The 26082-nt window shown below is 66.9% G+C and carries 32 protein-coding genes; 18 read left to right on the top strand and 14 right to left on the bottom strand.

The window, feature by feature from the left end; genetic code table 11:
* Positions 1–50 precede the first annotated feature (50 nt).
* On the bottom strand, positions 51–293 hold the full coding sequence (locus tag ACFTWF_RS24245; protein ID WP_378463714.1) for a CsbD family protein: 243 nt from the start codon (positions 291–293) through the stop codon (positions 51–53).
* A 190-nt stretch (positions 294–483) separates the two neighbouring features.
* On the opposite strand from ACFTWF_RS24245, the gene ACFTWF_RS24240 reads away from it, so the two are divergent.
* The gene (locus tag ACFTWF_RS24240) at positions 484–2838 is read left to right on the top strand and encodes an ATP-dependent DNA ligase (protein ID WP_378463713.1); all 2355 of its coding nucleotides are present in this window, start codon (positions 484–486) and stop codon (positions 2836–2838) included.
* Between the two features lie 36 nt (positions 2839–2874).
* On the opposite strand, the gene ACFTWF_RS24235 is transcribed toward ACFTWF_RS24240, so the two are convergent.
* Entirely contained in the window at positions 2875–3126 is a 252-nt protein-coding gene (locus tag ACFTWF_RS24235; RefSeq protein ID WP_378463712.1) for a DUF6480 family protein, read from the bottom strand.
* Between the two features lie 525 nt (positions 3127–3651).
* Between ACFTWF_RS24235 and ACFTWF_RS24230 the strand changes: the two genes are divergently transcribed.
* Positions 3652–4152 carry a hemerythrin domain-containing protein gene (locus tag ACFTWF_RS24230; protein WP_378463711.1) on the top strand — a complete coding sequence of 167 codons (501 nt, stop codon included), beginning with the start codon at positions 3652–3654 and terminating at the stop codon, positions 4150–4152.
* A 325-nt stretch (positions 4153–4477) separates the two neighbouring features.
* Here ACFTWF_RS24230 and ACFTWF_RS24225 read toward each other — a convergent pair whose 3' ends face one another.
* The 4 genes from ACFTWF_RS24225 to ACFTWF_RS24210 all read right to left on the bottom strand — a co-directional run bounded on the left by ACFTWF_RS24225 (position 4478) and on the right by ACFTWF_RS24210 (position 8383).
* Positions 4478–5131 carry a HemK2/MTQ2 family protein methyltransferase gene (locus ACFTWF_RS24225; protein WP_378463710.1) on the bottom strand — a complete coding sequence of 218 codons (654 nt, stop codon included), beginning with the start codon at positions 5129–5131 and terminating at the stop codon, positions 4478–4480.
* A gap of 45 nt (positions 5132–5176) precedes the next feature.
* Entirely contained in the window at positions 5177–5641 is a 465-nt protein-coding gene (locus ACFTWF_RS24220; RefSeq protein ID WP_378463709.1) for a CinA family protein, read from the bottom strand.
* Between the two features lie 332 nt (positions 5642–5973).
* Positions 5974–8154, bottom strand: coding sequence for a catalase (locus ACFTWF_RS24215; RefSeq protein ID WP_378463708.1), 2181 nt, complete (start codon positions 8152–8154; stop codon positions 5974–5976).
* 52 nt (positions 8155–8206) lie between these two features.
* Entirely contained in the window at positions 8207–8383 is a 177-nt protein-coding gene (locus tag ACFTWF_RS24210; protein WP_378463707.1) for a hypothetical protein, read from the bottom strand.
* Here ACFTWF_RS24210 and ACFTWF_RS24205 point away from each other — a divergent pair.
* Positions 8382–8831, top strand: a complete 450-nt coding sequence (locus ACFTWF_RS24205) for a hypothetical protein (protein WP_378463706.1) — start codon at positions 8382–8384, stop codon at positions 8829–8831. The genes ACFTWF_RS24210 and ACFTWF_RS24205 overlap by 2 nt on opposite strands.
* Positions 8832–9168: 337 nt before the next feature.
* Here the strand turns inward: ACFTWF_RS24205 and ACFTWF_RS24200 are convergent, their stop codons facing one another.
* Both ACFTWF_RS24200 and ACFTWF_RS24195 read right to left on the bottom strand, forming a co-directional pair.
* Entirely contained in the window at positions 9169–9825 is a 657-nt protein-coding gene (locus ACFTWF_RS24200) for a PAS and ANTAR domain-containing protein (protein ID WP_378463705.1), read from the bottom strand.
* A gap of 108 nt (positions 9826–9933) precedes the next feature.
* Positions 9934–10314 carry a MerR family transcriptional regulator gene (locus ACFTWF_RS24195; RefSeq protein ID WP_378463704.1) on the bottom strand — a complete coding sequence of 127 codons (381 nt, stop codon included), beginning with the start codon at positions 10312–10314 and terminating at the stop codon, positions 9934–9936.
* A gap of 127 nt (positions 10315–10441) precedes the next feature.
* Here ACFTWF_RS24195 and ACFTWF_RS24190 point away from each other — a divergent pair, with 127 nt between their 5' ends.
* The 3 genes from ACFTWF_RS24190 to ACFTWF_RS24180 all read left to right on the top strand — a co-directional run bounded on the left by ACFTWF_RS24190 (position 10442) and on the right by ACFTWF_RS24180 (position 12452).
* Complete coding sequence (locus ACFTWF_RS24190; protein WP_378463703.1) at positions 10442–10864, top strand: Hsp20/alpha crystallin family protein; 423 nt, start codon at positions 10442–10444, stop codon at positions 10862–10864.
* A gap of 672 nt (positions 10865–11536) precedes the next feature.
* A complete protein-coding gene (locus tag ACFTWF_RS24185) occupies positions 11537–11794 on the top strand; it encodes a Rho termination factor N-terminal domain-containing protein (RefSeq protein WP_378463702.1) in 258 nt (85 codons plus the stop codon).
* 247 nt (positions 11795–12041) lie between these two features.
* Positions 12042–12452, top strand: a complete 411-nt coding sequence (locus ACFTWF_RS24180) for a lipopolysaccharide assembly LapA domain-containing protein (RefSeq protein ID WP_378463701.1) — start codon at positions 12042–12044, stop codon at positions 12450–12452.
* Positions 12453–12657: 205 nt separating this feature from the next.
* On the opposite strand, the gene ACFTWF_RS24175 is transcribed toward ACFTWF_RS24180, so the two are convergent.
* The 5 genes from ACFTWF_RS24175 to ACFTWF_RS24155 form a co-directional block, all read right to left on the bottom strand.
* A complete protein-coding gene (locus tag ACFTWF_RS24175) occupies positions 12658–13044 on the bottom strand; it encodes a hypothetical protein (RefSeq protein WP_378463700.1) in 387 nt (128 codons plus the stop codon).
* A complete protein-coding gene (locus ACFTWF_RS24170; protein WP_378463699.1) occupies positions 13044–13298 on the bottom strand; it encodes a hypothetical protein in 255 nt (84 codons plus the stop codon). The genes ACFTWF_RS24175 and ACFTWF_RS24170 overlap by 1 nt, the downstream gene beginning before the upstream one ends.
* A gap of 240 nt (positions 13299–13538) precedes the next feature.
* The gene (locus ACFTWF_RS24165) at positions 13539–13718 is read right to left on the bottom strand and encodes a YegP family protein (protein WP_378463382.1); all 180 of its coding nucleotides are present in this window, start codon (positions 13716–13718) and stop codon (positions 13539–13541) included.
* A 107-nt stretch (positions 13719–13825) separates the two neighbouring features.
* Entirely contained in the window at positions 13826–14476 is a 651-nt protein-coding gene (locus tag ACFTWF_RS24160) for a PAS and ANTAR domain-containing protein (RefSeq protein ID WP_378463698.1), read from the bottom strand.
* Between the two features lie 101 nt (positions 14477–14577).
* The gene (locus ACFTWF_RS24155; protein ID WP_378463697.1) at positions 14578–15054 is read right to left on the bottom strand and encodes a hypothetical protein; all 477 of its coding nucleotides are present in this window, start codon (positions 15052–15054) and stop codon (positions 14578–14580) included.
* Between the two features lie 673 nt (positions 15055–15727).
* On the opposite strand from ACFTWF_RS24155, the gene ACFTWF_RS24150 reads away from it, so the two are divergent.
* From ACFTWF_RS24150 to ACFTWF_RS24115, 8 genes are all read left to right on the top strand, one after another.
* On the top strand, positions 15728–16396 hold the full coding sequence (locus tag ACFTWF_RS24150) for a hypothetical protein (protein ID WP_378463696.1): 669 nt from the start codon (positions 15728–15730) through the stop codon (positions 16394–16396).
* Positions 16397–16402: 6 nt separating this feature from the next.
* Complete coding sequence (locus ACFTWF_RS24145) at positions 16403–17911, top strand: SRPBCC family protein (RefSeq protein ID WP_378463695.1); 1509 nt, start codon at positions 16403–16405, stop codon at positions 17909–17911.
* Entirely contained in the window at positions 17908–18324 is a 417-nt protein-coding gene (gene gvpJ, locus ACFTWF_RS24140) for a gas vesicle protein GvpJ (RefSeq protein ID WP_378463694.1), read from the top strand. Before ACFTWF_RS24145 ends, gvpJ (ACFTWF_RS24140) begins: the two co-directional genes overlap by 4 nt.
* 293 nt (positions 18325–18617) lie before the next feature.
* Positions 18618–18983 carry a gas vesicle protein GvpJ gene (gene gvpJ / locus ACFTWF_RS24135; protein WP_378463693.1) on the top strand — a complete coding sequence of 122 codons (366 nt, stop codon included), beginning with the start codon at positions 18618–18620 and terminating at the stop codon, positions 18981–18983.
* Positions 18983–19816, top strand: coding sequence for a GvpL/GvpF family gas vesicle protein (locus tag ACFTWF_RS24130; protein WP_378463692.1), 834 nt, complete (start codon positions 18983–18985; stop codon positions 19814–19816). The genes gvpJ (ACFTWF_RS24135) and ACFTWF_RS24130 overlap by 1 nt, the downstream gene beginning before the upstream one ends.
* A gap of 3 nt (positions 19817–19819) precedes the next feature.
* The gene (locus tag ACFTWF_RS24125) at positions 19820–20038 is read left to right on the top strand and encodes a gas vesicle protein GvpG (protein WP_378463691.1); all 219 of its coding nucleotides are present in this window, start codon (positions 19820–19822) and stop codon (positions 20036–20038) included.
* A 338-nt stretch (positions 20039–20376) separates the two neighbouring features.
* A complete protein-coding gene (gene gvpJ / locus ACFTWF_RS24120; RefSeq protein WP_378463690.1) occupies positions 20377–20742 on the top strand; it encodes a gas vesicle protein GvpJ in 366 nt (121 codons plus the stop codon).
* Positions 20739–21548, top strand: coding sequence for a GvpL/GvpF family gas vesicle protein (locus tag ACFTWF_RS24115; protein WP_378463689.1), 810 nt, complete (start codon positions 20739–20741; stop codon positions 21546–21548). The genes gvpJ (ACFTWF_RS24120) and ACFTWF_RS24115 overlap by 4 nt, the downstream gene beginning before the upstream one ends.
* Here ACFTWF_RS24115 and ACFTWF_RS24110 read toward each other — a convergent pair.
* Complete coding sequence (locus ACFTWF_RS24110; RefSeq protein ID WP_378463688.1) at positions 21512–22225, bottom strand: hypothetical protein; 714 nt, start codon at positions 22223–22225, stop codon at positions 21512–21514. The genes ACFTWF_RS24115 and ACFTWF_RS24110 overlap by 37 nt on opposite strands.
* A 903-nt stretch (positions 22226–23128) precedes the next feature.
* Here ACFTWF_RS24110 and ACFTWF_RS24105 point away from each other — a divergent pair.
* The 4 genes from ACFTWF_RS24105 to ACFTWF_RS24090 all read left to right on the top strand — a co-directional run bounded on the left by ACFTWF_RS24105 (position 23129) and on the right by ACFTWF_RS24090 (position 25883).
* Entirely contained in the window at positions 23129–23548 is a 420-nt protein-coding gene (locus tag ACFTWF_RS24105) for an Ig-like domain-containing protein (protein WP_378463687.1), read from the top strand.
* 584 nt (positions 23549–24132) lie between these two features.
* Positions 24133–24441 carry a hypothetical protein gene (locus ACFTWF_RS24100; RefSeq protein WP_378463686.1) on the top strand — a complete coding sequence of 103 codons (309 nt, stop codon included), beginning with the start codon at positions 24133–24135 and terminating at the stop codon, positions 24439–24441.
* Between the two features lie 145 nt (positions 24442–24586).
* A complete protein-coding gene (locus ACFTWF_RS24095) occupies positions 24587–25369 on the top strand; it encodes a hypothetical protein (protein ID WP_378463685.1) in 783 nt (260 codons plus the stop codon).
* Positions 25370–25628: 259 nt separating this feature from the next.
* On the top strand, positions 25629–25883 hold the full coding sequence (locus ACFTWF_RS24090; protein WP_378463684.1) for a hypothetical protein: 255 nt from the start codon (positions 25629–25631) through the stop codon (positions 25881–25883).
* Positions 25884–26082: the final 199 nt, after the last annotated feature.

Raw genomic sequence — 26082 nt, 5'->3', positions numbered from 1 at the left:
CTCGTGCTCGCCTTCGACGGCCCGGACATTGTGCACCGATCTCGCGGTGTCTATTTGTCTTGCTCAGCGCGTTCGCGGTGTTCGTGGATTTCGGCCTCACCGCGTGCCTTCTCGGCCGCCGCTTCCTTCTGCGCGGCCTCCCGTTGGGCCTCGGCTTTGTCCTGCTGCGCCTTCCCCTCTCGGGTCAGGTCGTCCTGGCCGGTGACGGCGCCCGCCGCCTCCTTGGCCTTTCCCTTCACCTCTTCCACCACACCCTTGACGCCCTCGGCCGGCCCCGACTTGTCGTCAACCATTCGTTCATCCTTCTCTGGCGGATATGGATTCTCGCGTGCACCGTGGTCCACGCCCGTCTTCGCCTACCCCGGTCGGTGGCGCGCCAAACGACCGCCCGAATGGTGCGGTCGAGGGCCGCAATTAAGCGAACGCCATCTCGGGTACGCCTACCGGTACCGAGCCGAGACCACAGAAGGGAGCACCCTCCCCATGCCAACCAGGACCGTCGATGGGCACCGGCTGAACCTGACCCATCTCGACAAGGTGCTGTACCCGGCCGCGGGAACGACGAAGGGCGAGGTGATCGACTACCTCGCGGAGATCGCACCGGCGATGGTGCCGCACCTGGCGCAGCGTCCGGTGACCCGGAAGCGGTGGCCGGACGGCGTCGACGCGAGCTCCTTCTTCGAACGCAACCTTCCCTCGTCGACACCGAAATGGGTTCCACGGCTGACCGTCCGGCACCGGGACCGCAGTATCGACTATCCCCTCATCGACTCCACCGCAGCCCTGATGTTGATGGGTCAACTCGCCGCGCTGGAATTGCACGTACCGCAGTGGACGGTGGTCGACGGCAAGCCGGGACCGGTGACACGACTGGTGTTCGACCTCGATCCCGGGGAGGGCATCGACCTCCCCGACTGTGCCCGTGTGGCCTTGGCGGTCAAGGAACAACTCGACGACGCCGGGTTGTCGTCGTTCCCGGTGACCAGCGGCAGCAAGGGCATTCACGTCTATGCATCGCTGACAGCCGAGAGTGACCTCGATCCCTCCTCGTTTGCCCGAACGCTGGCGAAGAGGCTCGAGAAGGACTGGCCGAGAGTGGTGACGGCGACCATGACCAAGACCGACCGCAGCGGAAAGGTGTTCGTCGACTGGAGCCAGAACAACGTCGCCAAGACCACCGTGGCCCCGTATTCGCTGCGCGGTCGGGCCGAGCCGACGGTCGCCGCGCCACGGGACTGGTCCGAACTCGAGTCGACCGATGTGCGTCAGCTGCGGTTCGACGAGGTGCTCGACCGGTATCGCAGCGACGGTGACCTGCTCTCGGCCTCCCTGGACTCGTTTCGGGTGTACCGATCGAAACGAACCCGCGGCAAGACACCCGAACCGGTCCCCGACGCCACGGCCGATTCGTCTGCAGCGGCATCGGGCGAGGCGCTGAGCTTCGTCGTCCACGAGCACCACGCCACCACCCTGCATTGGGACTTCCGCCTCGAACACGACGGGGTACTCGTCTCGTGGGCGGTGCCTAAAGGCGTCCCGAAGTCGCCGTCGAAGAATCGTCTGGCCGTCCGAACCGAAGACCACCCCCTCGACTACCGCACCTTCTCCGGCACCATCCCCAAGGGTCAGTACGGTGGCGGCCGGGTGGACATCTTCGACGAGGGAACCTACGTCCCCATCAAATGGGAACGCGACGAGGTCCTGTTCGAACTACGGGGCCGGCGCCTTCACGGGCAGTACGTGCTGATCCACACCAAGCACGACCAGTGGTTGATGCACAAGATCACGAAGGATCGGGAAAGGCCGCTGCCGCACACCGAATCGGACAGGGTCTCCGAGAGCGCCACATCGGAGTCCACCGGAGAAAAGCCCCTGCCCCGGGATCTCGAACCCATGCTCGCGACACTCGGATCCGATCGGGATCTCGACAGCATGCCCAGCGACGAGTGGTCGTTCGAGGGCAAATGGGACGGCATACGGGCGATCGCCGAGGTGGCGGACGGAAAGGTTCTCCTGCACAGCCGCACCGGTCGCGACCTCACCGCGACCTACGCGGAGCTGGTGTCGATCGGCGATGCCCTGGCCGAGCACGAGGCGGTCCTCGACGGCGAGATCGTGACCCTCGACCCGGCCGGCGTGACAAGTTTCTCCGCCCTGCAGAATCGGTCCGGGCTGCGCAAGAAGGCGGCGATCGCCGCCGCCGCGCAACAGTATCCGGCCGAGTTCTACGTATTCGACGTGCTCTTCGTCGACGGCATCTCGCTACTGCACACGGGATATGCGGATCGGCGTCGGGTGTTGGAGGAACTGGCGTCGGCGACGGGCCTGACCGTTCCACCACGCCTGGAAGGCGATGCCGGCGAGGCGCTGGCCGAGAGTCGTCGGCGCGGGTGGGAAGGAATCGTCGGCAAGAAGGACGACTCGACCTATCTGGCCGGCCGGCGGGGCACCGGGTGGATCAAGGTGAAGAACCAGCGCACCCAGGAAGTGATCGTCGGTGGCTGGCGATGGGGTAGGGGATCGCGCGCCGATACCCTCGGATCGCTGCTGCTCGGCATCCCGGACAGCGACGGACTCCGGTACGTGGGCAGGGTCGGGACCGGCTTCACCGAGCCGATGCTCGACTCCCTGACGGGAAAGCTCGAGCGGCTCGCCCGGAAGACGAGTCCGTTCGCCGCAGCGCTGACGGCCGCACAGCGCAAGGACGCGAACTGGGTCACTCCCCGCCTGGTCGGCGAGGTCGGGTTCACCGAGTGGACCACGGCGAACCTTCTCCGGCACCCGACCTGGCGTGGTCTGCGAACGGACAAGAAACCCGAGGACGTGCGGCTGGAATGACCGTCTGGTCGTCCTCGCACACCCTGCCGGCAAACCTCAGTCGAAGACACCCACGATATCGAGCACCAGCAGGACCGCAATTGCGACGAACACCACCACAATCACACCGATGACCACCATGGTGGCGACACCCGTCGGCGGAAACGACCAACTGGTGCGTGGTTCGTGCTCGGACAGTCCTGACGACGTCTGCGCAGAGTCCGGAGGGGTCGAACCCGGCCGGACGCCACCGCCCGAATCGAGATCGGGGGTGTTCGCCGGATCGGGATCCGGAGGTTGAGCGGTCATGATGAGGCCTCCGTGAAGTACTGCCCGCTCGATGGTCAAGCGGATGGCTTTGGGGTTCGAATACCCACAGTCGCGATACCCACACGACCAACCACCCACCCGAAAGCTCTCACACAGCGGCAACAGCACCGCCGGCTGGTACATCCCACACTGAGCTTGCCTGAAACGAGACGCCGTTGCAGACCGCACTGAGACGGGCACATCACGCGAGGTGCCGCGCAGACCATTGGACCGGCCCCTGAGTTCGGGCTCAGAGGCGCGGTCCCGGAGACGTGTGCGACAGAGTGTGGAAGCCGAGCACCGCCAGGAGCGGCACCGAGCACGACGTGGAACCAATCGTCGGCACTGTTGAGGGCACGGTTCACGGCCACCGTCGCGGTCGATCAGCAGGCCAGAGATTCACAAGACGAGGTAGATGAGGAGCATGGCTTCCGAATGGTGTTAGTGGTCGGCGTGAGTGGGTAATGCGTAGTGACGACGTCACTGCCCTGGCGTCTCCACTCGAACCCCCTGTGTGAGGTACTCATGTCGACCGATGCGATCGTTCTCCTGAAAAGCGATCACAAGCAGATCCGAAAACTCTTCCGGGACTACCGCGGTGCCGGGCCGAACGCCCGCGTGGAGAAGGGCCGCATCGTCGACTCCATCATCGAAGCCCTGACGGTGCACACCTACATCGAGAACGAGGGCATGTACCCGCAGGTACGCGAGCTGGCCCCGGACCTCGAGGACGACATCCTCGAATCCTACGAAGAACACCACGTCGCGGACGTCCTGGTCGTCGAACTGGCAGGGATGAAGCCGGACGACGAGCGATTCGACGCGAAGACGACCGTGCTGATCGAGAACGTCGAGCACCACATCGAGGAAGAAGAGCAGGACTGGTTTCCCAAGGTGCGAGAAGAGCTGGGGCGCAAACAGCTCCAGAAGATCGGCGAACGGCTGCTCGAACTGAAGGAGAAGGCACCGAGGTCTCCCGCCCAACCGTCGGCGTTGAAGAAGACGGTCGACGCCGTCCTGCAATAGGAATCGAGCGGAAGGATCGCGGCTGTGGGCCCGACCGGGCACATCCTCGACACGGTCCGCACAGCGCTCGTGACGGCACCGTTCCGCGTCGCCGCCACGTTCCGGGGCGACGCCCGGATCTTCCCACCCGCGCGGTCTGGTCGCCAGCGGGCACCTCGAGGCCGACTCTCCGTGGTGGCCACTGCCGTCGGATATCCCGATCGACGTCGCGGCCCGGGCTGGCGGTGCGTCCCGAATGCCTCACCGGGTGTGCGCGCCGGGGGGTATCGGCGAAGTCGGTGCGGCCGCGGCAATCCGTCCCCGTAATCCGTTCCGCCAGAATCGTCTAGCTGTGCTGACGGCCCCGGATCACCACTATCTCCTCGCTGCTCTGATCGGCGTCGATGACGCCGCGAGAGGCGAGCATGCGACGACGTGCGGTCAGGACGGGCCCGAAGGGGATCGTCCGCCGCGCGACGACATCGACCTGAAGGCCCTGCTCCTCCAGCATGACGTGGGTCTTCTCGACCCCGCTGAGTACCGACTGGGCGAGAAGCAGCGTTCCCGTCGGCACGAGGACGTCGGGAACCTGCCGGCAAATGCGGTCGAGCAGCGCTCGCCCGTCGGTGCCGGCATCCCAGGCCCGCGCCCTGCCGGTGGCGGGAATCCGGTCCCTCTGCGCGGGCACGTAGGGCGGATTGCTGACGACCAGATCGAAGCGTTCGCCGGTAACGGGCGCGGTGAGGTCTCCCTGTAGCACGCGGATCGGGCGCCGGTGCATCCGTGCATTGAGCCGGGAGGTGAGCACTGCGCGGCGTGAGATGTCGATCGCTGTGACATCGCCGGCGCCGAGCGCTGCTGCCCGCACGGCGAGCGCTCCGGTGCCGGTGCAGAGGTCGAGGACGCGTCCGTGGATGTTCCAGGGCTGCTCGGCCAGAGCGGCGGCGAGCAGCCACGTGTCGTCCTGGGGCGGATAGACACCCGGGATCCGCAGCAACATCGGCCACTCCTCTCACCTTCGGAAAACGAACCGGACTGCCTGCACCTAGATCTCGAGTGCGTCTTCGAGCAAGGACAGGGCATGAGCGACGGTCGCGTCCACTACGTCGCCGGGATCGCCGTCGAAGTGCCGCAATTCGGTCCGAGCCGTGCCGTCGGCGAAGACCCCGAACCACACCGTGCCCGGTGGTTGCCCGTCCTGAGGGTCCGGCCCACCTGCACCGGTGACCGCCACCGCCAGATCCGCGCCGAGTAACCCGGCCGCCGCTGTCACCATCGCGCGGGCACTGGGCTCGCTGACAACCGGGCCGTCGGGGACCTGCAATAGACCGTGTTTCACGGCATCGGCGTAGGCCACGATGCTGCCCCGATACCATTGCGACGACGAGGGCGCGGCCCCGAGAACGGTGGAAATTTTTCCGCCGGTCAACGATTCCGCGGTGGCGATGGTGAGTTGCCGGTCGCGGGCCGCTGTCGAAATGTGTTCCGCACGTTCCTCCCAGGTACTCACGCGATGCCCTCCAATCCGTGCTTGGCACCCGTCATCGCTGCCGGCACGATCACCACCGCCGCCAAATCGAGCGTCAAACCCTTACCGTTTCTCTCGTGGACTCAAGTTGCTTTGTCGACTGTAGTAACCCGCTGCCGGTTGCCCGCGGAACTTCAGTGCGGCCACGCCGCCGCCATGCGACCGCGGAGCGCGGCCATCGCCGTGTCCGAGATGCCCCTGCCGCTCCCGCTCCGTGTCCCTCTGGGGATCCGGTGAACAAGCGCAGGGCAGCGAGGTGTGTTCGGTGCGCACTGTTGGTCGGTGCCGGGGTCGGCGGGACGACCACCCGAAGGTCACGGCTGGCGTTCCCAGACCCGGTGGGACTTCATCAGCGCGGTGACGCCGTCGAACAGTGCGGACGCCTCGTCGGCGATCACGATGCCGGGGGCGTCGGCCGGGATCCCGGCGGCGTCGAGCAGGCCCCGACCGGCGGCCCAGCCTCCGATCGCCTTGCAGTGCCGGAACGCCTCCGTCAGGAGCACCAGCACCCGTGGGTCCGCTGTCTGTGCCGCGACGAGGACGGCGTCGAACTCCACCGACCGCATGGTGAGGAACGTCCGCGACACCGGAACGGCACCCTTGCCCGATCCCAGTTCGCCTCCGTGCGGCCCGATGACGAGCGGCACCATGCCGTCCTTGTCGATCTTCGCGACGGTGTCGGCCACCTCCGTCAGATCCGACTCGTCGTCGGCGACGATGCCGATGATCCGACCGTCCAGCGGCCACTGCGCGCCCACCTGCGACAGCGCCGGGCTGGGCGTCGGCGCCGCGTCGTAGGCGACGGTCGGCTCCGGTACCGGGAGACCGAGTCCTTCGGCGACCGTCGCGCACAGGGCGGGGTCGATGTTCGCGACCACCCCGAGAGCGCGCTCCTTGATCGCCTGCTCGTAACACTTACCCAGTTCGAACGTGTATGCCTGGGCGACGTGGGCCTGCTCGACGGGGGTCAGGCTGGCATAGAAGAGGCGGGCCTGCGAAAAGTGATCGTCGTAGCTGGCGGGCGCACCGCGCAGCTTCGTCGACTCCGGCATCGGCACCGGCACCTCCACGAACGCCGTGTCCGCACCGGCCAGGAAGGGGCAACCGCCGTCCAGGGAGTTGGGCCGGTACGGCGCCACCCCGGGATGAACCCCGCTCTGGTGCATGCCGTCGCGCAGCATGTCGTTGACGTCGGCGTGGGGCCGGTTGATCGGGATCTGCCCGAAGTTGGGCCCACCGAGCCGGCTGATCTGGGTGTCCAGGTAGGAGAAGAGCCGGGCCTGCAGCAGCGGGTCGTCGGTGACGTCGATTCCCGGGACGAGGTGTCCGGGATGGAACGCCACCTGCTCGGTCTCGGCGAAGAAGTTGGTCGGATTCGCGTTCAGGGTCATGAGACCGAGTGGCTGCACGGGCGCCAGTTCCTCGGGCACGATCTTGGTCGGATCCAGCAGGTCGATGCCCTCGAACATCTGGTCCGCGGTGTCCGGGAACGCTTGGATACCCAGTTCCCACTGTGGGTAGGCGCCGGACTCGATTGCGTCGGCGAGATCGCGGCGGTGGTAGTCGGGGTCCACGCCGTTGACGATCTGGGCCTCCTCCCACACCAGGGAGTGCACACCCAGTTTCGGCTTCCAGTGGAACTTCACGAGCGAACTCTCGCCCGCCGCGTTCACCATCCGAAAGGTGTTGACCCCGAAGCCTTCCATCATCCGGTACGACCGGGGGATCCCGCGGTCGGACATGTTCCACAATGTGTGCGCGGTAGCTTCGGTGTGCAGCGACACGAAGTCCCAGAAGGTGTCGTGCGCACTCTGCGCCTGCGGGATCTCCCGATCCGGGTGCGGTTTGCCGGCGTGAATGATGTCGGGGAACTTGATGCCGTCCTGAATGAAGAACACCGGAATGTTGTTGCCTACCAGATCGAACGTGCCCTCACCGGTGTAGAACTTGGTCGCGAACCCGCGGGTGTCGCGGACGGCGTCGGCCGACCCTCGCGAACCGAGCACGGTCGAGAACCGCACGAAGACCGGCGTCTCGACGTCCTTGCCGAGAAACGCCGCCTTGCTGACCGGTTCGGCGGAACCGTAGCCGCGGAAGACGCCGTGCGCGGCCGCCCCGCGCGCATGCACCACCCGCTCCGGGATCCGCTCGTGATCGAAATGGGTGATCTTCTCGCGGAGATGATGGTCCTGGAGCAGGGTCGGTCCCCGCTCGCCCGCCTTCAGAGAGTGATCGGTCTCGTACAACCGCGCGCCCTGCGCCGTGGTGAGGCGTTCACCGTGCTGACCACGGGCCGTGTCCGGACCGTCGACGGACTGCCCGGTCGCAGCGCGCAGGGCGGGGGCCCGCTGATCCGGCTTGGGTGGCAACGGCTCGGTCGGTTCCGTGGGCTCGGCGACCGTCGGCGTGCCCGAACCGGGCGTCCCGGGAATGACAGGGCTCTTCTTCGACACGGCGTAACTCCTCGCAGAGGGACTGTGGATTCGGCGCCGCATCGTGGCTGAACGGTCCGCACTTGTCGGAGTGCCCAGTGGTCCGCACGGCGAATCAGGTCGGGCCGGGGAACGAGTCGTTGTCGGCCGCCGCGACAACCATGCCGGTGATCGAAGACTGATCCCCGACGGACGCGGTTTCGGGTTCGCGTCCCAGGGCATAGCTACCACAGATGTCAACCACCACGAAGGGAAGTCCGGTGTTCTGGTGCGCCGGCGAGGAGAAGATCATGACTACCGAACCAGGCAAGCAATTGCACGAGGAACCACAGTCCGAGCGTGGACCCGAGGGGTCCCGGGACGCGGGCCCGGACCGGGCCGGCGCAGACGAGGCGGGCCGCGAGCAGGGGGCGCTGGGCCAGGAGGAGGTCACCTCCACCGCGGAAGGCGGGACGAACCCGGCGCCGGCTGCCGGCTCGATACCGCCGGCCGCCGCGGAGCCGGAAATACCGCCGTACGAAGGCCGGACGACCAGCACGGAAGACGGACGCCCGGAGCACGACGAGCACGTGGACTCCGGCGGGATGCAGTCGCCGAAACCCGAGGAGACCCCGCGTGGCGCGGTGGCGTCCCCGGCGCAGGAGAATCCCGCCGCAGGCGGCGCGGCGAGCGGGGGCAGCGACTCCGGGGTGGGCCCCGCACACGAGGGAGGTGTCGGCAAGGCCGAAGACAAGAAGTGACCTGCAGATGACGCGTCACCACTTGTGATGCTGAGTGTGCTGTCGCGAAGTAGGTGCCGATCTCGCGATCCGGGCACACGGCGGCCTCGTGCCGGATGACACGACGTCGCGGCGTGCGTGTCGACTGCTTGGGCCTCCGCGCAGGTATGAGTTGGCTGGTGGCTTGGTGCGAAAGACTGGAAGACGTTGTGGGCGTGCCTCGTTGGACCCGCCGCTATGCTGCGGCGGTTTCGGCGACGGAGAGGACGGGCACTCTGCCCGCACGATCGGTTCGGTTGCCGGCGGCCGGGCGGTCGAGGTTCCGTGCGTTCACCCCAGCAGCGCGCGGGACCGCATCTCAGTCATGATCGTGACGGTGCGAGGTGAGGAGGAGATGGTCGAAGCGTGCGCGTACCGCATCGGGGAGCAGGGTGGCGCTCGCGACCGCGGCGACCAACTTCCCCGCGACGACGCGGAGTTTGGTATTGGTCTGCTGGGAGTGCCAGGTGAGAATGTCGAAGGCCCGGTCCGCGCTGATGGAGTACGCGAACATCAGCATGCCCTTGGCCTGCTCGATCACCGCTCGGGACTGCTCGAGTTCGGCGACCATCTCATCGACGGTGTCCCGGCGGTCCTGCGCGAGCAGATCGGTGACGTCGATGTAGAACCCGGTCGTTCCGGTCACCGCACCGGTGTCGTCGAGCATTCGGTCGCCGACGACGATGACGTGGTGGACCTGGCCACCGGTGTCGATGATGCGGTGGCGGCTGCTGAATGGCTCACCGTCGGCGATCATCTTGTCGAAGATCGCGGCGACCTGAGGGTGGTCGTCGGGGTGTTTGTGGGAGAGCAGCAGTGCCGTGGTCGGGGTGATCTGTCCGGGCAGGTAGCCGTGCATGGCGGCGACAGGATCCGACCATTCCCATCGGTGACCGTTGAGGAAGAATCGAAAACTACCCACCCGCTGCGGTGCGCCGGACCCGAGAACATGGTCGACCTCCACACCCGCATTCATCCGCCCCTCCCGTCTCGATCCTGACAACATTCTGCCGTCGTCACCGCACTCGTCGGCGACCGGAAAGTGTGCCACACCAGCGCGAAGTCGAACCTCACCTCTACTTGCTTACGTGTTCCGCCTCGCGGAGCTCAGGCGGGTGTTGTCGGCGGTCAGTTGGTCGTTGCGGGCGGTGAGCTGGTTGTTGTCGTGGGTCAGATCGGCGGTGCGCTGCTCGAGCGCGAGAATCTGACCGATGCCGACGAGGTTGACGCCGTCGCCGATGAGTTCGGCGACACGGCGCAGTCGGGTGATGTCGAAGTCGCTGTAGCGGCGGGTGCCCCCGTCGGTCCGGGTGGGTGCGACGAGGCCGTGTTGCTCGTACAGCCGAAGCGCGCCGACCGCGAACCCGGACAACTCCGCGGCCACCGAGATGCCGTACAGCGGCCGCCGTGACGGCCCGGCCGAACGCGGCTGGTCTGGGGGGTGGTTCGTCGATCGGATCGGCATCGCCGTACCTTCCGTCGAAAAATTTTCCGGAGAATCTTGTCAACTTTCTACTGTGAATGCTATACCAGATCTACAGCATCTGCTGCAGGTTAACCGTCATGATGAGGTTCTTCTGGAGGTGATCACGATGTTGATGCGCACCGATCCGTTCCGCGATCTGGAACGACTCACCCAGCAAGTGCTCGGCACACCGGCGCGGCCGGCGGTCATGCCCCTCGACGCCTGGCGTGAAGGAGACCGGTTCCTCGTCGAGTTCGACCTTCCCGGAGTGCAACTCGACTCCCTCGATCTCGATGTCGAGCGCAATGTGGTCACGGTGCGGGCCGAGCGCCCCGCCCGCGACGAAAACCGGGAGATGGTCGCCGCAGAGCGGCCCCGCGGCGTCTTCAGTCGGCAGCTGATCCTCGGCGACAACCTCGATACCGACAAGATCGAGGCGCACTATGACACCGGGGTGCTGCGCCTGGCGATCCCCGTCGCCGAGAAGGCGAAGCCGCACAAGATCGAAGTGACCGGCAACGGCCATCAGCCCCAAGCGATCAACGCCTGATCCACGCGAGTCGCACCCGAGAAGGAGTTCGAGAGGCGATGACGACACCGACTCCGCTTGCCACTCTCGCCGATTCTGCCGACGCCGCGATTCGGTCGTGGCACGAACTCGAATACGCTGTGCTCGAACACGATTCCGGCCGCATCCTGGCCGACGCGCTGACGCCTCAGGCTGCGGCTCCGTTCCACAGACTCGGGAAGGACGGTGACTATTCGAACGACATCCGGCACACACATGCATCCGCGGCAGGCACACCGCCCCGTCTCCGATCACATGCCACCCCCAGGGCGGGCATCCTGACGAGAGGTGAGCCTGCCGCTCCCGCAGTCAAGCCCCGATCAACCAACAACGTACTCACAAGGCCACCGACGTCACGCACAATTCCGTCGATTCGGATCCACGAGCGGCGATCCGTACCGGAAGCGAGCGCCTTGACGGGAGGGAAACGGCCGTCAGATTTCTGGTCCGCCGGACTACTCCGCCGGATCGCGTCGTGACAACTTTCGAGGCAATTCGTCCTTGTGACTCTTCGCAGGGTCGGTTCGTATCGGCGCATTGAGCAGATGCCCGGTACGGGTGCGATCAGCGGCTGAAACGCGAGCATTCTCGGCGTAGATCGGGCCGGCCCGGGTATTCGGTGTGAACTGGTCATCGCAGTCGAGGAGGTAGGTCATGCCGCGGTCGTCGATCAAGGACGAAAAGGTGTACGAGGAAGTACGCAAGGACGGCGCGTCGAAGCAGAAGGCGGCGCGGATCGCGAACTCGGCAGCCAACCGGGGGCGGTCCAGCACGGGACGTAAGGGCGGAAAGTCGCAGTCGTACGAGGACTGGACGGTCGACGAGCTGAAGAAGAAGGCCAAGGAAGTGGGTTTGTCGGGCTATTCATCGAAACGCAAGGGCGAGTTGATCGACGCGCTGCGCAACCACTGACGGACCCGAGAGAGTGTTTCGGGCCGAACCCCCGCGCCATGCACTGGCGGCGGCCCGGCGAGCACGATCAGATCGTGGACGCCCGCGACCGCATGGCGGACGGTCACGACCCCGACGCCGGCGCGGTACGTGGTGGGTGACCGGGCAGGTATTCGAGGATCGCAGTACCAGAGACCGGGTGCCGGCCACCGCCTCTTGGCGATGTCGGGTCGGTGTAGCCACTTCGTGTCGCGGGTACTCGCCGCTCATGTCGCTCTCATCCGGTGGGGCTGCCGATTCGCACGCCGACCACCCGGCAGGACATCCCCTGCAGGGTGGTGTGCCGCCGGATCCGCCTACGTCGGACCCGGTCGAGTCCACGAGTCCGCACCCCGACGTTGCTCGCGGCAAGGGCATCAAGGGCACCCGCACCGGTGCGACCTGGACCGCTCTAGTCGTCGGGATCCTCCTGCTGGTCCTGTTGCTGGTCTTCATCCTGCAGAACCTTGACACCATCACCCTCGAACTCTTCGGGTGGGACTTCTCGCTGCCACTCGGAGTGGCCCTGCTGTTCGCCGCGGTCGCCGGTGCGGTGATCATGGCGCTCGCCGGCGGGGTGCGCATACTGCAAATCCGGCACGCAGCCAAGCGGCAGCGCACCCTCACCACCAGCCCATAAACGGCAACGTCCGGCGTCTACCGATTGAGCTGAACCTGTCCGATCGGGGACGGCACCGACGACACAAGGTCGATAGGTGGTGCCTCCTCGGCAGCAAAGTCGTACGGTGCCCGCGCAGCGATGCGACATCGATGGAGTCTGCGAATCTCCGTCCGACCAGAACGGCCCTGCGGATGCGCTTCCCGGGGCGGTACTGCGGCGTCAGTTACGACTCCTCGACCTGCCGAGTTTCATGGTCGATCAGGGGACGGTGCGTGACCGCGGCGAGGAATGTGTCGGCGTCGATCAGCATGAGTTGCGCACTGGTGTGCCACCCGTAGTCGGCGAGGACCTGGGTCGCGTGCAGCGCGCGGGCCCCTCCGCAGGGGAGAGACCAGCTCCCGAGGATCGCCCCGTCCTGGGTCTGTACCTGCATCCGGCCGTGATTCCGGTCGAAGGTGACGTACGGTCCGCCCTCGGTGAGGTGGTCAAGCCCTCGTTGGAACTCCCGGCGCCGCATCCGCCGGCCTCGGAGGATCCGTACCGCCAGTGCGATCGGGAACACCAGGACGGCAACGTTGCGACCCCAGAGAATCCACTCGCTCACCGACATCACCTCATGGTGTTCTGCCGGGATGGGATGGTCGCCTTGACCAGGACGAGGGTCACCGCGATCGCTACCACGAGCGCGAGCACCAGTGGCAGCGAGAGGACCGCGGCGGCGAGCGCTCCGATGCCGGCGGCCACGAAGGCGAGGGCGGCGAGGAGCCAGAGGACGCGGGCGATCAGAACTCGGCGTTGGAGGAGGGCAGCGGATCCGATCACGACGAGCAGCGCGCCGGTCCAGAGTGTCCAGGTGGTCGTCATCTCGTGTGACTTTCGGGTTCGGCTGGCTGCGTGGGCAGTGCGTCATCCTGCCCCGACACCGGTGTTCGTGTTGTGCGACCGGGCTCCCGCACTGAAGCGGGATCTCCTGCCGTAGTTGCACCAAACGGACCCGACATCATCCCCGGCCCGGCGTGCACGGTCACAGCCCGAGAGGCGGGCGCGGCGAAAATCGGCCGGATGACGCGAGTTGCCGAGATACCCAGGGGGTTTGACACTGAGTCAGGTCAGGTCCTCGGTGGGGGCGGTTGCCGCATTGGTCTTGATGGACGCGATCCCGTTCTGGGCCGCCGCCTTCGAGGTGTAACCCTGACTGGCGGCGATGATTTCGCCGTTCGCGGCTTTCAGGTGGAACCGGAACTGGCCGGCGGTGTCCTTGAACAACTCGAACTTCGCGGTCATCACCCCTCCTCGGGGAAGAATGTGCAGCGGTCAGGGGCACCGCTTCACCGTAAACCGGGCGACCAGCCGTCGGCTGACGAAACGCCCGAAGGACCGCCGCGCAGCACCTACTCCGGGCGTCGGACGCTGTCGTGGGCGGTGAGCAGCAGGTGATCGAACCAGCTGCGCAGCCCGGCGGCGTCGGGTTTGGAGTCGGTGAACCGGGCGACGATCTGTTCGGCGAGGATGCGCAATCGGATGTTGGTTTCCTGGGAACGCCAGGTGAGGACGTCGAAGGCGCGGGCGGCGGGGATGCCGTAAACCAGCATCAGCGCACCCTTCGCCTGCTCGATCACCGCCCGGGACTCGCTCAGTGCCGCCACCTGGCCGTCGACCGAGTCCTTGACGTCGCTGCGGTACGAGTCGGTGATGTCGATGTAGAACCCGGTGGTCCCGATCACCTGCCCGGTGTCGTCGACCATGCGGTCCCCGACCACCACGACCTGCCGGACCTTCCCGGTGGTGTCGATGATGCGGTGTTTGCTGCTGAACGGTTCGGCGGCGTTGACCGTCCGGTCCAGGACCCGGGCCACGTGCGGCTGGTCCTCGGGGTGCTTGTGGGAGAGCAGCAATTCGGTGGTGGGGGTGACCTCGCCGGGCCGGTAGCCGTGCATCTGGGCGACGGGGTCGGACCATTCCCAGCGTTGTCCGTCCAGGAAGAACCGGAAGCTGCCCACCCGCTGCACCTGGCCGCCACCGAAGACCTGCTCTGAATCCATGCCCAAATTTTTAGCGCACGTAGCCGGGCGGTTGCCAACGGGACGGGCGCCTGTGCCCGGGCCGCACCTCACCGCAGCGTCCGCAGCACTGTCATCGTGGACTATTCGGCCTCCGTGCCGAGTTCGATGCAGTCCCACGTCACGGTCCTGCCCGGCGGAACGGCGCCGCGCTCGGTCAACGCAGGCGGGCCGGACGGGTTCACCGAGTAGCCACCATGCGGGGCCGGGATGCGGTGCGCTTCCCGGGTGATCACGGCGCGACGAAGAATGCGGCCACGCGTCGTCGGCACAACGCGGTGAAACAGGTGCAGATATCTGTCGTACATCAGAGAGCCGGAGATCGCGGTGCGGCCCTCGGATTCTTTCCAGTCCGGCAGCAGCGCGGAGAAGTGTCCCTCGCTGTGGGCTATCCAGTCGCCTTCACCGGCACCGTTCGTGGCGACGCGTTCGACGTGCACGGGGACGTCCCAGCTCACCACCTCGGCCGGCAGCATGTCCGGTCGGCACCACCGGGTGGTGGCGTCGATTCGGTCTCCTACCTGCAGGCGCTCGTATCCGGGCTCGAGATCGACCAGCATCCAGATCCTCACACCTCATCATGACGCGTGTGCGCACCGAGCTGGTACTCGATCCGAACGACCCACGCGCGGCTCCGGAAGCAGACCTACCCGAAGGAGCCATTGCGGTGAGCCCCGGGTCCGGATGGCACGCTGACGGGTTGCCGCGCCAGTCCGCCATGCCCTCAGGTCACCGGGGGTGGGGGCCGCGCGCGGCCGAGGTGGGGTGGGCGAACACTCGGCCTCGGTCCGTGCGCGGCGGGGCGCTCCGCCGCGGCCGAGGGGTTCGAAGGCCGGACCTGAGCGGAACTCGCTGCCACGGTCCGTGTCGGGTCGCGGAGCAGCGTAGTTTGCGGGTACCCCGATCGGGGCGGGCTACGCCGGTTTCCGGCCGAGCCCGTGACCCGCACCCGCCGCCGGCCCGCGGGACCCGGCGGCGGGTGCGGGGCGAGGCGGAGAAATGTAGTCGCAGACGCAGCAACACTGTGGGACCTGCGCCCATCCCGCCGTGCGCGACGCGGTCGTCGACATCGTCTGGCTCGGTGACTGCAGGGGTGGGGAATGTGTTCGGTGAACGATTGAGCAGCACCGGCCTGGGGTAGTCGGCGGAATGCGCCCCCACCGGGCAGGATCCGCTCACAGACCGCCGCCGGCGCCGAGGTGCACCACTTTCACTCGACGAAGGGGTTGGGCGATGACCACCAAATCTCAGCTGGCGTTGGCCGTCGGTGCGGGATACATGCTGGGCCGCACGAAGAAGATGAAGTTGGCGTTGATGCTGGCCGCCGGTGGGGCGACCAGACAATTTCCCTCCGGCGGATCGTTGGGTCTTCTCAACGAGGGCCGCAAGCTACTCGCCGACTCCCCCGAGGTCGCCAAGCTCGGCAAGACGGTCCGCCACGAGCTGATGAACGCGGCGAAGACGGCCGCGGTGACCGCGGCCAGTCAGCGCATCGACTCGCTCAATTCCCGGTTGCAGTCCGGGGAGAGCCTGCTCGGCGGGCACGGCGATACCGCGGGCGGGAAGAAGTCGAAGCGGCGCCGGGACGAGGAACCCGAAGACGACGAAGACGACTACGAGGACGCGGAGGTCGAGTGGGAGGAATCGGACCAGGAACCGGATGAGGAGCCGGGCGAGGGGGAGGAGCCGGACGAGGAGACCGAGGACAAGCCCCGGGCTCGGCGGCGGCCCACCCCGCGCCGCCGGTCCTCGGGTAGCGGCACGTCCCGGCCCCGCCGGTCCCGGTCGTCCTCCAACGACGATGACGGCGATGACGGCGATGACGACGAGCTCGCGCGGGTCCGCAGGACGCGTGCGAAGGCGACCACGAGTTCCACCCCCGTACGACGGACCCGGAAGTGATCAGCGATGACTGCGAATCTCGACAGCGCGGCGAAGACGCTGCGCAAGAACGTGTCCGGGGCGTCCGGTAAGGCGGCGTCGGTCTCCCCACTGAAAAGTGCAGCGCAGGGCCTGCTCGGCACCGTGACCGACAAGGCGGTCTCCGCCGTCTCCGACAAGGTGGCGGGCGCCACCGGCCGGCTCAACGATTACGCCGAGGGCGGCGGCGGCACCCTGCTGTCCGCGATCACCGGCAACGGCAACGGCAACGGCAACGGAGACAGGAAGGGCAACGGGGACAGCGACGGGAACGGTGACGGCAAGTCGCCCCTGTCCGGGCTGACGGACACCGTGAAGGAGAAGGCATCCGACCTCAAGGATGCGGTCACCGGCGGCGGTGGTGGTGGTGGCAAGGGTAAGAAACTCAAGCTCACCAACATCGTCGAGACGATCGATGTCGGGGTCCCGGTCCAACTGGCCTACAACCAATGGACCCAGTTCGCCGACTTCCCATCGTTCATGAAAAAGGTCGAGCGGGTGGAGCAGGAGGCGGATGAGAAGCTCGAGTGGAAGGCTCAGATCTTCCTCTCGCACCGAACCTGGGAAGCGTCGATCATCGAGCAGGTACCCGACGAGCGGATCGTGTGGCGGTCGAAGGGCGCCAAGGGTTACCCCGATGGTGCGGTGACGTTCCACGAGGTGACCCCCGATCTCACCCGCATCGTTCTGATCCTCGAATATCACCCGAAGGGTTTGTTCGAGAGGACGGGAAACCTGTGGCGGGCGCAGGGACGACGAGCGCGCCTGGAACTGAAGCACTTCGGACGCCACGTCATGACGCAGTCGATCCTCCATCCCGACGAGATCGAGGGCTGGCGCGGAGAAATCCGGGACGGCAAGGTAGTCGAACCCGAAGAGTCCGAGGACTACGACGAGGAACCGGCCGACGACGAAGCGCAGCCCGACGAGGACGAGTACGACGAGCCCACCGAAACGGACGAATCTGAGGAGCCGGAGGAGGACGAGGAACCCGAGGAGCCAGAGGAGACAGACGAGGCCGAGGAACCGGAAGAGGACGAGTACGACGAGCCCACCGAAACGGACGAATCTGAGGAGCCGGAGGAGGACGAGGAACCCGAGGAGCCGGAAGAGACGGACGAGGACGAGGAGCCGGAGGAGGAGGAAACACCGCCGCCGGCGCGCCGTGGCCGCCCGCGCAAGACGGCGGCCGCGAGTGAGGACAAGGCTCCGGCACGTCGTGGCCGTCCGCGTAAGACGGCGGCCGCGAGTGAGGACAAGGCGCCGGCGCGCCGTGGCCGTCCGCGTAAGACGGCGGCCGCGAGTGAGGACAAGGCTCCGGCACGCCGTGCCCGTCCGCGTAAGACGGCGGCTGCGAGTGAGGACAAGGCTCCGGCACGCCGTGCCCGTCCGCGCAAGGCAGCGGCTGCGAGTGAGGACAAGGCGCCGGCACGCCGTGCCCGCCCGCGCAAGACGGCGGCCAAGTCTGCCGGTTCGAAGCAAGGAGCGCGGCGATGACGTCGATACAACCCGCAGGTCGTGGCGGTGGCGGCGGAGGAGTCAGCGGCGGGCCGAGCTCGAGCAGCCTCGCCGACGTCATCGACACCATCCTCGACAAGGGCCTCGTGATCGACGCGTACGTGCGGGTCTCGCTGGTCGGCATCGAACTGCTGACCATCGACGCCCGCGTCGTGGTCGCCAGCGTCGACACCTACCTGCGGTTCGCGGAGGCGGTGAATCGGCTCGAGATCGGCAGCGAGCCCAAGGGGCTGACGGACCTGGCCGGGGGCGGCGGCGAGAGCGACACCGAATCGAAAACCCAGGGTGCACTCGGGGCGGCCGGGGAGAAACTCGGTGACCTCCTCGGCGGCGGGAAGGAAGAACCTGAGCGCGAACGGGTTTCACGCAAGTCCACGCGAGAGGACAGGTGATGCCGCCGTCGGGTACCCGGGGAGTCGACCGGTCGCACCGTTTCGCGCGGGGTGTATTCGTCGAATTGCTCAGTCCCTTGCGGTGTTTGATCGAGAGAACCCACCGCCGTTCCGGGTACTCCTGCAGTCCGCACTTTCGTCTTCATCTCGGGTATGCCACAGGGGCGGGCTGTGCGCGGCGGCGGTGAGAACGCAGAGCGGGCGGAGGAACGACCGGTACCGCCACGCGTCGACGAGCAGCCCGCACCCGGCGTTGCGGGAGGGGCGAAGCGGGGCAGGGAGGAGCGAGGAGGATGACCACAGCGGGTGGGCCGAGTGCGAGCAGCCTGGCGGACGTCATCGACACCATCTTGGACAAGGGCCTGGTGATCGACGCGTATGTGCGGGTCTCGCTGGTCGGCATCGAATTGCTGACCATCGACGCCCGCATCGTGGTCGCCAGTGTCGACACCTACCTGCGGTTCGCGGAGGCCGCGAACCGGCTCGCGATCGGCAGCGAGCCGAAGGGGCTGTCCGATCTGGTGTCGGGTGGGACGGAAAAGATCGCCAAGTCGAAGACGAAGAGTGCCATCGAAGACAAGCTCGGCGGCCTGCTGGGCGGGCAAGAGGAACCGGAACGGGAACGAGTGTCGCGCAAGTCGACTCGAGGTGACAGGTGATGGCTACATCGGAGCAGACGAAGAACCAGAAGAGCGAGAACACAGAGAAGAGCGAGAACGCTGAGAAGTCGGACAAGATGCAGACGGCGGGAGTGTACGTCTACGGCATCGTCCCGGCCGGCGTCGAACCCGAAGAGGACGCGAGCGGCGTCGCGGACGGGAAGGTGGACGTCGTGGCGGGCGGGGACATCGCCGCCCTGGTGAGCGGAATGTCGGTGGACCGTCCGCTCGGCAAACCCGAAGACCTCCGTGCCCACGCGAACGTGCTGGACGGGATGTCCCGGGTGGCGCCGGTGCTGCCGCTGCGGTTCGGTGCGGTGCTCACCGACGCCGACGCCGTGAAGGAGGAACTGCTCTCGGCGCATGCGGACGAGTTCGCGGCGGCCCTCGAACAATTGGAGGGAAAGGCTCAGTACGTGGTCAAGGGCAGATATGTGGAGCAGGCGATCCTGCGGGAGATCCTCGAGGAGGACGAGCAGGCGGCGCGGTTGCGTGATGAGATCCGGGACAAGTCGGAGGACGCCGGCCGTCAGGCGCGGATGGCACTCGGGGAACTGGTGAACAACGCGATCGCCGGCAAGCGTGAGGAAGACACTTGCAAGGCGGTCGAGGCCCTGGGCGGCCTCACCGACTCCGTCAATCGCCGCGAACCCACGCACGAGGAGGAGGCCGTGCAGGTGGCGGTCCTCGCCGACGTGGACAGGCAGGACGACCTGGAGAGGGCCGTGGGAGCACTGGCCGAGGAATGGGACGGCCGGGTCGAGGTGAAGCTGCTCGGGCCCATGGCCGCCTACGACTTCGTGGTCACCGCGAATCCGGCGGGGCAGGGCTGAACCATGGGACTGCTGTCATTCATCGTCACGCTGCCACTCCAACCGGTGAAGGGCGTGATCTCGCTGGCGGAGTTGATCCCACGGCAGGTCGAGGAGGAGATGCACAATCCGGCGGCAATCCGCCGCGGGCTCGAGGAACTCGAGGAGGCCCGTGCCCGGGGTGACATCACGGCTGAAGAGGAGGAACAGGCGCTCATCGACCGGCTGACGGGATCGCCCTAGGATTCCGGGCACGGGGGCGGGTTCCAAGACTGTCCGGATGGTGCTGTTCAGTTCGGGTCGGCTACTCGGGAGACCGATCACCTCGTGCGCGATGGCGGCCGGCCGAGTCCGGGTGGCGGAGGCGACGCCGTGCCGGTTCTCGTGTGCCCCTCGTACGCGACGATCACCCGTGTGCATGCGTTCTCGGTGCGCACTCGGTCGGCGGCGCAAACCCCGCCGACCCGCGAAAGCCCTGGGCGGGGCCCTGTTCAGGGGGACGGTGGGTGGGGTACTCGCGGTCGGTCGGGATCGGCGCGCCCAGGCAAAACCCCTGGGAACCGGAAGTGAGGAGCGCAGCAATGACCACAGCAGGTGGTCCGAGTTCGAGCAGCCTGGCCGACGTCATCGACACCATCCTGGACAAGGGCCTGGTCATCGACGCCTATGTGCGGGTCTCGCTGGTCGGCATCGAACTGCTGACCATCGACGCCCGCATCGTGGTCGCCAGTGTCGACACCTACCTGCGGTTCGCGGAGGCGGCGAACCGGCTCGCGATCGGCAGCGAACCGAAGGGCCTCGCGGACCTGGTCTCCGACGTCAAGGGCAGCGGCAGCACCGAATCCAAGACCAAGGGCATCCTCGAGGGCGTCGGGGAGACACTCGGTGAGCTGCTCGGCGGATCTGGCAGCGAACGCGAACCCGCACCCCGACGGAGGCAAAAATGACCTCCTCAGAGGATACCGACACCGACACCGACACCGCCGACAACAACGACGAGGGCGCTCGGGCGGTCGGGATCTACGTGTACGGAATCGTGCCCGCCGACGTGCAACCCGAAGAGGACGCCACCGGCATCCACGACGCGCCGATCGATATCGTCACCCACGGCGACATCGCGGCACTGGTCAGCGAGATCGACCCGGCACAACGACTCGGCACCCCCGCGGACCTGCGGGCCCACGCCCGCATCCTGGACGGCACCTCGCGCGTCGCCCCGGTGCTGCCGCTGCGGTTCGGTGCCGTCGTGTCCGACCGTGACGCGGTGATCAACGAGTTGCTCGCCGAACACGAGAACGAGTTCTCCTCCGCTCTCGAGGCACTGGAGGGCTGCGCCCAGTACCTGGTGAGGGGCCGCTACGTCGAGGAGGCCATCATCCGCGAGATCGTCGACGAGAACCCGAAGGCCACCAGCCTGCTCGAGTCGCTCCGCGAGCAACCCGAGGAACTGACCCGCGATGCCCGGATGGCGCTGGGGGAGATCATCGGCAACACCTTAGCGGCCAAGCGGGAGACGGACACCGGCACCGCTCTCGACGCTCTGGCGCCGCTGACCGACACCATGACCGTTCGCGAACCCACCCACGACGAGGACGCCGTCCAGATCGCGGTCCTGCTCGAGGTGGACCGGCAAGACGAACTCGAACAGACGGTCGGCGACCTGGCCGCGCGCTGGGACGACCGGGTCACCATGCGCCTCGTCGGCCCGATGGCGCCCTACGACTTCGTGGTGGCACCGAAGCCGGAGGACTGAACGAGGGGTCTGCTGTCAGTCGTCACGCTGCCCCTCCAGCAGGTGAAGGGTGTGATTCGCTGGCGCCCGAGCAGGAGATGCTTCGCGCCCATGTCAGAAACACCTCGACGGCAACGCCGGAGTCGATTCGGGCGGTGCGGTCGCCGCCGCTCTGTCGTATCGCTGGGTGTCTTTCGCGTCGAAGTAGTCACCGCCCGTGCGTTTCGCGTCGTCGGTTCCCCAGCCCCGGTGGTGCGGAACGGACTCCATGCGGGAATGTGCTTGCGGCAGTGAATGTATGCCTCTTCGACCTCCACCATCACCCACCGCTGCGGGATACGTCCCGGCGGGCAGTCGCCCGGTAGATCCGGGAGTCCGATCGAGGGCGGCGGCGTCGGTCGCATGGACGCTCTGCCGTTGCCGACGGGCAGGGCGTACCCTACGGCGGTACTGCGCTGCCGCAATCGCTGTGCGTGGGTGGCCGCGGCGGCATCGTCGAGGAGAACTGCGGCGGCATCGTCGAGGAGAACTGCGGCGGCGTTGTCGCACTCGATCAGCACCCACTGGTACGCCAGCCGGGCCGGGGCTCCGTTGTCGAAGAGCACCGGCATCACGGTGTCCTCGAACAGGTCGAAGGGGATCCGCGCGAGCCGATAGTGGGGGCGGCCGAGCGCTTGTGCCGCGGTGACGACTCCCATGACATGCGATGGTAGCGGCGATTCGGGCACGCGGAGTCACGACGTCTGGCTCACCGTCGAACCGAGGCTGGTGTGAGCGGATTCGCCGACGGTCCGCCGACAATCGGCACCCGACTAGCGGTGTGGTGGGCTCGCCCGCGCTTCCCGGCCACGACGACCTGCTATCGCCGCCACGCTGCGGCCGGCGGGCGGTTCCTGTGACGCGGACGGAGAAGGGAGTACCGGCAGGTCAGCACCGCTTGCTGAGGTCGGTCCACGACAGCGGCAACGGGCACCCCGAAACCCCGCACTGGACCTCGCGGGGACGACGCTTCCGGGCTTCACCGTGCCCTCCCAATTGAACGGTCTTGCCCATTATCGACCCCGCATCTGGGCTTCTTTCACACGGGAGGATCGGACAACTGGCCGCCCCTTTTCGCACTGAACGAATGACCAATTCGGGTGGGGGAGTGATCAACAAGGAAAATGGACGACTGATCAAAACGTGTGAAGATCCCCCGGGGTGATCCAGGGCCGGGGATGGTCGATCCCGCGTGGCGTGGCGCACCGGTGAACTGCGTGTCGCGGGCGCCGAATGTGCTGTGCCAGTGCTGCTCGCGCGAATCGGGCGACCCCGGCATGCACGGGGCGGGTGAGCTCCCGATCGGGTTGACGCCCCCACCTCTCGGTGAATCACGGAAGGCGGTGTGGGCCACAATTCTGGCGGCCACGGGGTTTGTTGTGGGGGTATTGATGGCGAAGACCTGCCGCGAGTAGCGTCGAATTCAGCGGCCCGGGCGGCCGCCGACACTTTCGGATGCGTGGTCGTCCGCTTCGCGTTTCATGCCAAGCGCGAATCGAAGGAGTACGGCCATGATCGCTTTCGCAAGTCTTTGTGCCGGTTCGGGATCGGCAGGACGGGGCATGCGCGTTCGACGGCGGCAGGTGCGACGGTTCCGGGCTCCGATGTTCACACTCGGCGCCGCTGCCACCGCGATGGTCCTCATGGCCACACCCGCCGCAGCGGTTGACGTCGATACCACGACGACTGTGTCCGTGCAGGGGACCGTCGCGACCACCTGTCCGGTCACGCTGACCGCGACGGTGATCCCGGCGAACGCCGCCGGCACGGTGGAGTTCAAGGACGGCGCCACCGTGATCGCTCCCGCCGCCGTCGTCACGAACGGCACCGCGACCGCCAACCACACCTTCAGCGCGCCGGGCGCGCACGTCGTCGGCGCAAAATTCACAGGAGCGGCCGGTTTCAAAGCCTCGGAGGGCAGCACGACCGTGACCGTGTCAACGGGACTGAATCTGGGCTCGATTTGCCTTCCGATGGGCTGACCGGGTCTTCGACACCATCGCCGATACCGGACCCAAGGCCCGGAATACCTCGTGTGCGCCGGGGTCGGAATATTGCAGCGGAGGCGACGGGGTAACGAGACCGAAACCCACCCATCCGGGAACTCGGGAGCTGAAATCAACTGGGGTCGAGTCTGTTCTGCCGTAGCCGTCGTACGCCGTCGGCCATCGACATCGCGACGAAGTCGTGTCGGCCACTCCACCGCCAACTGCTGACGTACGCGTTGACCGCCTTTTTCGCCATGTGCCGAGCGCACATGTCCGGTGGCCGGGACCGACTGCGTAAGTGGACGGGAGAAGGACCTCGCCTGGTCGAGCGAAGACCCGCGGACCAATTGAGGCCAACGATCCACGAAGGCTCGACCAGGGTAACGAGAACACTCGGGGCACTCCATGCCCCTGCCCGTCGCGGCAGAGGATTCCCTGAACAACGTCCTGGGGGAGCAGGTCCGATTCTGCGCCGTGACCTGCCGCTCGATTCGTCCGCAGACCATGTGGGTACTCCGGGAATTTCACCTACCCGAAAACTCCCAGCCCAGGGCGAGCGTGACCCAGGAGTCGACCCGATGACCATGCAGAGTTCACACCGCCACATAACCACAGATCATGAAGAAATCCGCCGTTGGATCGAAGCGCACCACGGCGCACCCGCGAGGCTGGCCAACACCGCGACCGCCAACAGCGCCGGAGTCCTGCGCATCGACGTCCCCGGTCACGGCACCGCGGGACTCGAGCACCTTTCCTGGCACGAATGGTTCACCGCATTCGACGGGCAACGCCTGGCCCTGTGTTACCCGGATCCGCACGTTCACGGCGGCACCAGTGCGTGGTTCGAACTCGTGCACCGAGATATCGGGGACGAAGTCTTCTCCTGACCGCGGTGCCGGCCCGGGGGAGGCCGCGCGAAATCGGGCCGAGCATCGTTGTTCCCGGGTGGGGACCCGATCAGTCCTTGACTGTTATGTGGGTCGACTACCGTGGGGGTTTGTGACAGCAGGTATTCCGGGGCATGCGCACAAGATGACGCCCAGCCCCGAGGTTGCGCTCGACTTCGCTCGGGAATGGGTCGAGTTCCGCGACCCCGACGACGCCGAGCATCTCATCGCCGCGGACATGACGTGGCTGCTCTCGCACTGGACCTGCGTATTCGGCACCCCGGCCTGCCAGGGCATCATCGCGGGCCGACCCGACGACGGCTGCTGCTCGCACGGCGCCTTCTTTACCGACGAGGAGGACGTGGAGAGGTTGCACGAGTCGGTGAAGCTGCTCAGAGCCGAGGACTGGCAGTTCATGAAGCAAGGTCTCGGGAAGAAGGGGTACATCGAGGACGACGAGCTCGAGGACGAGCCAGCGCTACGTACCCGCCGCCACCAGGGCGCGTGCATCTTCCTCAACCGGCCCGGCTTCGCGGGCGGCATCGGATGCGCGTTGCATGCGATGGCCCTGCGGCGTGGCATCGAGCCACTCGAGGTGAAGCCGGACGTGTGCTGGCAGCTGCCGATCCGGCGCACCCAGGAATGGGTGGAGCGACCCGACGGCGAGCAGGTCCTGAAGACGACGATCACCGAGTACGACCGACGTGGTTGGGGTGAGGGCGGCGCGGATCTCAACTGGTACTGCTCCGGCTCGCCGGACGCGCACGTCGGCGCCAAGGCGGTGTGGCAGTCGTATGCGCCGGAGCTGACCGCGTTGCTCGGTGAGGCCGCGTATCGGGAGCTGGCGCGGCTGTGCACGCGACGCCAAGGCCTCGGCCTGATCGCCGTGCACCCGGCGACCGCGATCGCCGAGAAGAAGTCCCACTAGCGGAGCGGCGGCTCCTGACGGAAGCGTCGCCCTGGGGACGGGATCGTCACCCGCAGCCCTTTACCGCACACACGGGCCGACCGGGAAGAACCCCGCCGCCTACGTCTTCACCGGACTGCCCAGCGACAACGAATCTGATGGCTCCCACTTGCTCCGTCACATCGGCCGGTCGTTCGCGCGAATCCCGTTTCCCTATGTCTTGCTCGGTGAGCGGGATGTGGCGACTTACTGCCTTGGTTTGTGGGGGAGTGCCACAATCATGTCCATGCCCGATGCACCGAAGGATCAGGAGGGGATTGTGCCGGGGGATCGCGTCCGGGTTCGGGCTGCTGCTGGCGGTGGAGGTGGTTCGGATTGGGTGTTCGGTGTGGTGGTGGACGATTTCGCCGCGGAAGCGGATGCCGGCGGTCATGAGTGGGCGCCGGTGCGTCGGTGGGCTGTCGCGGCCGACGACGGGCGTCTGGTCTTCGCCGACGATGGTGACGTCGAACCGGCCCCACCAGAGGCGATGTGAGCTGAGGCGACGTTCGGTGTGGTCCTGCGCCGGCTTTCGCTCGCTCACGGCGACGAGGTGGGGGTTGGTGCGCCCGGCCCTGCCGTCACCAGGTAGTTGCGTGGGCTGTCGAATTGTATCCATTCGCATACCCAGTGCCGCACCCGGTTTCGGTCGTCCAGTGACGCCGTGATCGTGGCATCACACGATTCTCCGGACC

The sequence above is a fragment of the Rhodococcus sp. NPDC056960 genome (assembly GCF_042674125.1).
In the GTDB taxonomy this organism is placed as follows: domain Bacteria; phylum Actinomycetota; class Actinomycetes; order Mycobacteriales; family Mycobacteriaceae; genus Rhodococcus_F.
Note: the sequence above shows the minus strand (reverse complement) of the source record. Positions and strands in the feature narration are given on the sequence as shown.